Annotated in this window: 8 protein-coding genes; 7 read left to right on the plus strand and 1 reads right to left on the minus strand. The window is 48.8% G+C overall.

What is annotated here, in order from left to right; genetic code table 11:
* The 7 genes from OEL57_RS13200 to OEL57_RS13230 form a co-directional block, all read left to right on the plus strand.
* On the plus strand, positions 1-295 hold a 295-nt coding region (locus tag OEL57_RS13200), incomplete at its 5' end, for an MBL fold metallo-hydrolase (protein WP_414718522.1).
* Between the two features lie 37 nt (positions 296-332).
* Positions 333-1,097 carry an ABC transporter permease gene (locus tag OEL57_RS13205; protein WP_300741040.1) on the plus strand — a complete coding sequence of 255 codons (765 nt, stop codon included), beginning with the start codon at positions 333-335 and terminating at the stop codon, positions 1,095-1,097.
* Between the two features lie 76 nt (positions 1,098-1,173).
* Entirely contained in the window at positions 1,174-2,121 is a 948-nt protein-coding gene (locus OEL57_RS13210) for a class 1 fructose-bisphosphatase (RefSeq protein ID WP_300741043.1), read from the plus strand.
* On the plus strand, positions 2,118-2,438 hold the full coding sequence (locus OEL57_RS13215) for a hypothetical protein (protein WP_300741046.1): 321 nt from the start codon (positions 2,118-2,120) through the stop codon (positions 2,436-2,438). Before OEL57_RS13210 ends, OEL57_RS13215 begins: the two co-directional genes overlap by 4 nt.
* Before the next feature lie 94 nt (positions 2,439-2,532).
* Positions 2,533-4,830, plus strand: a complete 2,298-nt coding sequence (gene recG, locus OEL57_RS13220) for an ATP-dependent DNA helicase RecG (RefSeq protein ID WP_300741048.1) — start codon at positions 2,533-2,535, stop codon at positions 4,828-4,830.
* Positions 4,831-4,849: 19 nt separating this feature from the next.
* Positions 4,850-5,266: a hypothetical protein gene (locus OEL57_RS13225; RefSeq protein WP_300741050.1), complete on the plus strand. Its 417-nt coding sequence runs from the start codon at positions 4,850-4,852 to the stop codon at positions 5,264-5,266.
* 16 nt (positions 5,267-5,282) lie between these two features.
* A complete protein-coding gene (locus OEL57_RS13230; protein WP_300741052.1) occupies positions 5,283-5,747 on the plus strand; it encodes a DUF2721 domain-containing protein in 465 nt (154 codons plus the stop codon).
* Between the two features lie 50 nt (positions 5,748-5,797).
* On the opposite strand, the gene OEL57_RS13235 is transcribed toward OEL57_RS13230, so the two are convergent.
* Positions 5,798-6,024: hypothetical protein (locus OEL57_RS13235; RefSeq protein WP_300741054.1), on the minus strand; the 227-nt coding region annotated here is incomplete at its 5' end.

The raw sequence follows: 6,024 nt of genomic DNA on the forward strand, positions 1-6,024 counted from the left end.
GGTGTACACCGGCGACACTGGTCCTACTGATATGATCTGGCACTATGCTTCAGGTGCTGATGTCCTGATTGTTGAGGTGTCCTTTCCCAACAATCAGGAACCATTGGCACTTTTAACCCAGCATCTTTGCTGCTCATTACTTGAAAAAGAACTGGCAAAGATTCAAGAACTGCCTAAAAGGATTCTTATTACCCATCCCAAACCCCAGTATTATGAACAAATCAAGAATGAAATAGCTCAAATGGGGATCAGGCAGGTTGAATTACTACGTGATGGCACCGTGTATGACGTCTGAAATGAGCATCCCTTTTCCAGACCGTGTAGGGGCCTTTATGCTCCGTCGGGGCCAATTTTTCATCGCCATAACCAAACTGATTCTGCAGACCGTTGTATCTCTGGTCAGTACGCCTTCCCTGACCAACCCTGCTATTCGCACGGTTTTACTGAAACAGCTCTATTTTACCGGGCTTGAGGCTGCAAAGATCATTGTGCTGGTGGCTGTTATTCTCGGAACGGTTATTGTAAGCCAGGTGATTGGTCTGGTTGGTGGCGGAAATGGGTCGTTAACCGGTAAAGTTCTGGTGTGGGTTGTGTTTCTTGAATTAGGCCCGCTTTTAACGGCCATGATTGTTATAGCCCGTAGTGGAACTGCCATTGCAACTGAGTTGGGAGCCATGAAAATTAACGGTGAAATTGCCGCGTTGGAGCGGCTAGGAATTTCACCTGAACGGTACCTGCTGCTGCCTCGTGTTATTGGCGTTGCAGCAGCGGTAATATTACTTACTATCTACTTTGTTTTAACCTCATTTGTTGGTGGCTTTCTGATTGTGTCGTTTGGGCATCATATTCCCTATGATCAGTTTATCCAGGGGATCGTTGCCTCACTTGGGCTGCGTGAAGTACTTGTATTAATGGCAAAAGGAATGGCCTTTGGTCTGATTATACCGCTTATCTGTTGCAATGCCGGAATGACGGTTGGCACCAGTGCGACAGAGATTCCCCAGGCTGCGACCAGGGCTGTCATTACCAGCCTTTTTTCAGTCTTTGTTCTTGATGGTTTGATCACCTACCTTGCCTCATTACTGGCTATCGCCTGATTCCCCTTGAAATCAGGCATATCCTGTACTATCTATACCTACATCTAGCACACTACCTGTTCAGGAGGACTGCCTTATGGGCAAAGAGCCCGGAAGCACTAAATTTCAGACCGACTTTCGTCGCCATTTGCGTGAGCAGAATATCAGCGGTAACCTGGTACATCTTTTGTGTGAGATTGCCGAGGCCAGCAAATATGTGATCAACGCCGTTCGCACCGGTGATCTTGGTGTTGCTGGTACCTCCAACCTGTATGGTGAAGAACAGCTTGCTTTGGATGTCCTGTCTGACCGAATTCTGCGCAAGCGTCTGATGTACTCTGGTGTTGTTTGTAATATTGCTTCTGAAGAGATGGATGAAATTTTTCAGGTAACCAGTAATCCTTTAGGGATGTTCTCAGTTGCCTATGATCCACTGGATGGTTCTTCGCTGGTGGATGTGAACCTCGCAGTGGGAACCATTGTTGGTATTTATCAGGGGGATAACCTGCTGCAACCGGGTCGTAATATGGTTGGAGCCATGTACATCCTGTACGGTCCACGGGTATCCATGGTTTATTCTGTCGGTAAAGGGGTCTATGAATTTACCATGAACCACCTGATGGAGTTTACCCTGACCCGCGAAAAGGTCCAGATGAAACCTTCGGGGGACATCTACTCACCAGGGGGGCTGCGTAAGAACTATACCCCGGAAAATGAAGCCTATATTCGCTATCTGGAAAATAAAGGCTCAAAACTGCGCTATTCAGGCGGTTTTGTGCCGGACATCAACCAGATTTTGATGAAGGGTAAAGGCATCTTCATGTATCCGGCCCTTACCGATTCCCCCAATGGAAAACTGCGACTACTGTTTGAACTGAATCCTATGGCATACCTGATTGAACAGGCAGGTGGTGCAGCCACCAACGGCTGTATGCCTATTCTGGATATGACTCCGGAAGGTCTGGATCAACGGGCACCAATCTATATCGGCTGCAAGGAAGATGTTGCAAAGGCCACAGAATTTTTGAACGGAGTTTGTGCGTGAGTAGCGTGGAAGAACTTTTGGAAAACCAAACAGAGGTCAAAGAACTCCCCCGTCGTCTCTGTAGTGAAATACAACTCTTTGATCTCTGTGAGCTTGAAAAATGCCATTTTAAGGATGACCGTTTTTGCACTGACCCTGAGATGCTGGCCCGTTTTGAGGCAGCTGCAGAACCAGAAGATCGCCCTGTATGGCATCTGGGCAACGATGATGATCAAGATGAAGACGACCTGTTCAACTCCGAAGAGTTTGAGGACGATGATGATGAATCCGATAACTTTGGTGGTGAAGATAGTTCAGAGCGGGATAGTGAGTGGTAATAATATTAGCGTGTGCTGTCGTAGATGGATTAAGCTTCTTGCGTATCAATAGCGCGCAAGAAGCTTTTCCTTTTTATGTGTATGGGCTTTCTTTATGTCAATTTATTACATTGATCATACCGGTTCACTGTTGATTCCTGCAGAGGAGCTGCTACGGCTTGGTCTTCGGTCGGGCGACTGTGTGGGTATTGAAGCCAATGATACAGGCTTGATTCTGCGTAAACTGGTTACAGCAGCCGTGTCTGCAGTTTCAGTACAACAGTCAATTGCGCGCAAAAACCTGACCACCGGTATCCAGTTTATTAAAGGAGTTGGCCCCAAGTTGGCTGAGCTGCTTGCCAAGCGCGGTATTCATACCGTTGAAGATGCCCTGTTTTGTCTGCCTCACCGTTATGAAGATCGACGTCAACTTACCCCAATCAGACAGTTGAAACCCGGGCTGGCACAGGTTTTTAAAGGCACGGTTGTCTCTGCGGAAAGCTCTACAACCAAAGGAGGCCGCACGGTCTTTGAGGCGGTGGTGCAGGATGAGAGCGCCAGTATTGTGTTGAAGTGGTTTCATGCCAATGGGGTCTGGATGAAGCGGACCTGGCAGATTGGCCGACAGGGTGTTTTTACCGGTGAAGTGACCAGTTTTGGATGGAAGCCTGAGGTACACCATCCTGATGTTGAGTGGTTAGAAAAGGGTGCAGATGTTAATGCTGTGATGGCTGCTGATCCGGTTAATTTCGGTCGGATCGTGCCGGTCTATCCCTTAACTGAAGGGCTGCATCAAAAGGGGATGCGGCGGGTGATGCGCCAGGTGGTGGATACCTTTCTTCCCAATCTTGAAAATATCCTGCCTCAACCTCTGTTGGCTATCTATCAGTATCTTCCACTACGGGAGGCGCTTGGTCAGGTGCATCTGCCACCACCAGAAGCGCATCTGGTTGATCTCAATGAAGGCCGTACCGTTGCTCACCGTTCTCTTGCCTTTGATGAGTTCTTCTTCTGGGAACTTGGGCTAGCCTTGAAAAAAAGGGGCGTTGCCTTGGAAGAAGGGATCTCGTTTCAGGTCACCCATCGCTATACCAAAGAGCTGGTCAAGCTGTTGCCGTTTCAGTTGACTGGAGCCCAGCGTCGTGTGTTGTCAGAGATCAAGGCTGATATGATGGCTGCACATCCGATGCATCGTCTGGTGCAGGGTGATGTGGGTAGCGGCAAGACATTGGTGGCGTTGATGGCTGCCCTTGTGGCGGTTGAAAATGAGTATCAGGTAGCAATCATGGCCCCTACCGAAATCCTGGCGGAACAGCATTGGCACAATATTCACCACTGGTGTGAACAGTTGGGTATCAGTGTTGTCTTACTTACCTCCGGCATGCGGGGTAAGGCCAAGAAAGAGGCGATGCTGCAGGTGGCTGATGGCCGGGCAGCCATTGTGATCGGCACCCATGCTGTGATTCAGGACAAGGTTGAGTTCAGTCGTCTGGGGTTAGGAATCGTGGATGAGCAGCACCGTTTTGGTGTGCTGCAGCGTGGCATCCTCAAGAAAAAGGGGGCTAACCCTGATATTCTGGTGATGACCGCCACGCCGATTCCCCGTACCCTGGCCATGACCCTATTTGGTGATCTTTCTCTGTCAGTGATTGATGAACTACCACCGGGAAGAACTCCTATCAATACAAAGATATACGTTGAGTCACGTCGTAAACAGGTTTACGAGATGATCCATCGTGAGGTTGAACAGGGGCGGCAGGCATACGTTATTTATCCTCTGGTTGAAGAGTCTGAAAAGTCTGATCTGAAGGCCGCAACCCAGATGGCTGAACATTTGCAAACAGATATCTTTCCAGGGCTCAGGCTGGGGCTGTTGCATGGCCGGATGAAGCCGGAGGAGAAGGAAGCTATGATGGCCTCCTTCAAAAACAGGCAGGTTGACATTCTGGTGGCCACCACAGTAATTGAGGTGGGAATTGATGTGCCTAATGCAACTCTGATGGTGATTGAACATGCCGAGCGTTTTGGCCTTTCCCAGTTACACCAGTTACGGGGCAGGGTAGGGCGTGGCAGCCATCAATCACACTGTATACTGTTAACAGCGGGCAAGCTGTCTGAAGATGGCGAGAAACGCCTCAGGGTGATGGAGTCCACCACCGATGGTTTCAGAATTGCCGAGGCAGATCTTGAAATCCGTGGCCCTGGCGATTTTCTGGGTACACGTCAATCCGGCATGCCTGATTTCAGGGTGGCAAGTATCCTTCGGGATGGTGTTATATTGGAACAGGCTCGTACAGCGGCTATGGAACTGCTGGAGCATGATCCCGGATTAACCATGCCGGATGGACAAAGGATAAAAGAAGAGCTGTTGCGCCGTTGGGGAACCCGTCTGGAGTTGGCCGGTATTGCATGAGTTGCAAAGGAGGGACCGTATGATAACCAAGGTGCTGCAAAGAACGTTCATACTTTGTCTGTTGATTGCCGGTATTGCTACTTCAGCACAGGCTGGCCCTGGTGAGCCATTGGAATGGTTCCACTGGGCTGTCGGCAGCTACCAAAGCGATATTCACAGCGCTGGTGAGTTGCTGAAAGGAACTACTGTTTTTGAGATTAATCAACAAGGTGACCTGGCAGGAAGTTACACCTTTGAAGAAAAAGACAGCCTTGTGGAAGGGATTCTGTTCCCCTGTACTTCCAAGTCAGCACCTCCACGTATCAGCTGTGTCTGGTCTGATAAATATGGTACCGGCAAATTGAATATTCAGTTTGAGGAAGGTTTTAAATCGTTCTACGGTTCCTGGCAGGCCGATGGTCAACCGGAAACGTTCGACTGGAATGGACGACGCTAGACCAGGAGTGTTGAATATGCTGCGTACTCTATCGGACGTTAATACGGTTTCCCATGCCATCCAGCTTTCAGTGGCACCGGTTTTTTTGTTGACCGGTATTGGTGCGATTCTCTCGGTGTTGACCAACCGGCTGGGACGTGTGATTGACCGTGCCCGTCTGCTTGAGTCACGTTTTGAAATTGCCACGCTTGATGAACACAAAGAGTTAATTCGTAGTGATCTTTATACGTTGGCCAAAAGGGCCAAGTTGATCGGCAGATCCATTAACCTCTGTACAACAACCGCCTTCCTGGTCTGTATGGTGATTGCCTTGATGTTTATTGGTGCTTTTCTTGGCATTGACCCTTCCATTCCAGTGGCGATCCTGTTTATCTGTGCCATGTTTTCTATGGTGCTTGGATTAGTCTGGTTTTTACGGGAAATCTATATCGCCACAGCAAATTTAAGAATTGGCCCAGGTTCTCAGGCCCCACCAACCTGATTAAAAGTACTAAAAAAGGGTCAGACCGTGTGGTCTGACCCTGTAAACATTTAACAACCGGCTGTTTTTCTGAAAAGCTTGGAAATATTGTCTTTGGTATCGTATTTTACCCGTACTTCGTCGCCGGTAGTGATCCGTTTGTCGTTAAGTTTATCTACGGTCAGTTGATCCGTTACGATAACGGAAATATCCTTGCCACTGGTATTGTCTTTGATCACCACCGTTGCCTTGGCAGCCTCGGCCTGGATTTTGACCACCGGACCGACTACCTTTACTT

Source organism: Trichlorobacter sp. (assembly GCF_030247655.1).
Lineage (GTDB): Bacteria > Desulfobacterota > Desulfuromonadia > Geobacterales > Pseudopelobacteraceae > Trichlorobacter.

Coding starts and splice junctions, on each gene's coding strand:
- OEL57_RS13210 (WP_300741043.1), top strand. CDS start 1,174: ATGGGCAAAGAGCCCGGAAGCACTAAATTTCAGACCGACTTTCGTCGC.
- recG (WP_300741048.1), top strand. CDS start 2,533: ATGTCAATTTATTACATTGATCATACCGGTTCACTGTTGATTCCTGCA.
- OEL57_RS13225 (WP_300741050.1), top strand. CDS start 4,850: ATGATAACCAAGGTGCTGCAAAGAACGTTCATACTTTGTCTGTTGATT.
- OEL57_RS13205 (WP_300741040.1), top strand. CDS start 333: ATGCTCCGTCGGGGCCAATTTTTCATCGCCATAACCAAACTGATTCTG.
- OEL57_RS13230 (WP_300741052.1), top strand. CDS start 5,283: ATGCTGCGTACTCTATCGGACGTTAATACGGTTTCCCATGCCATCCAG.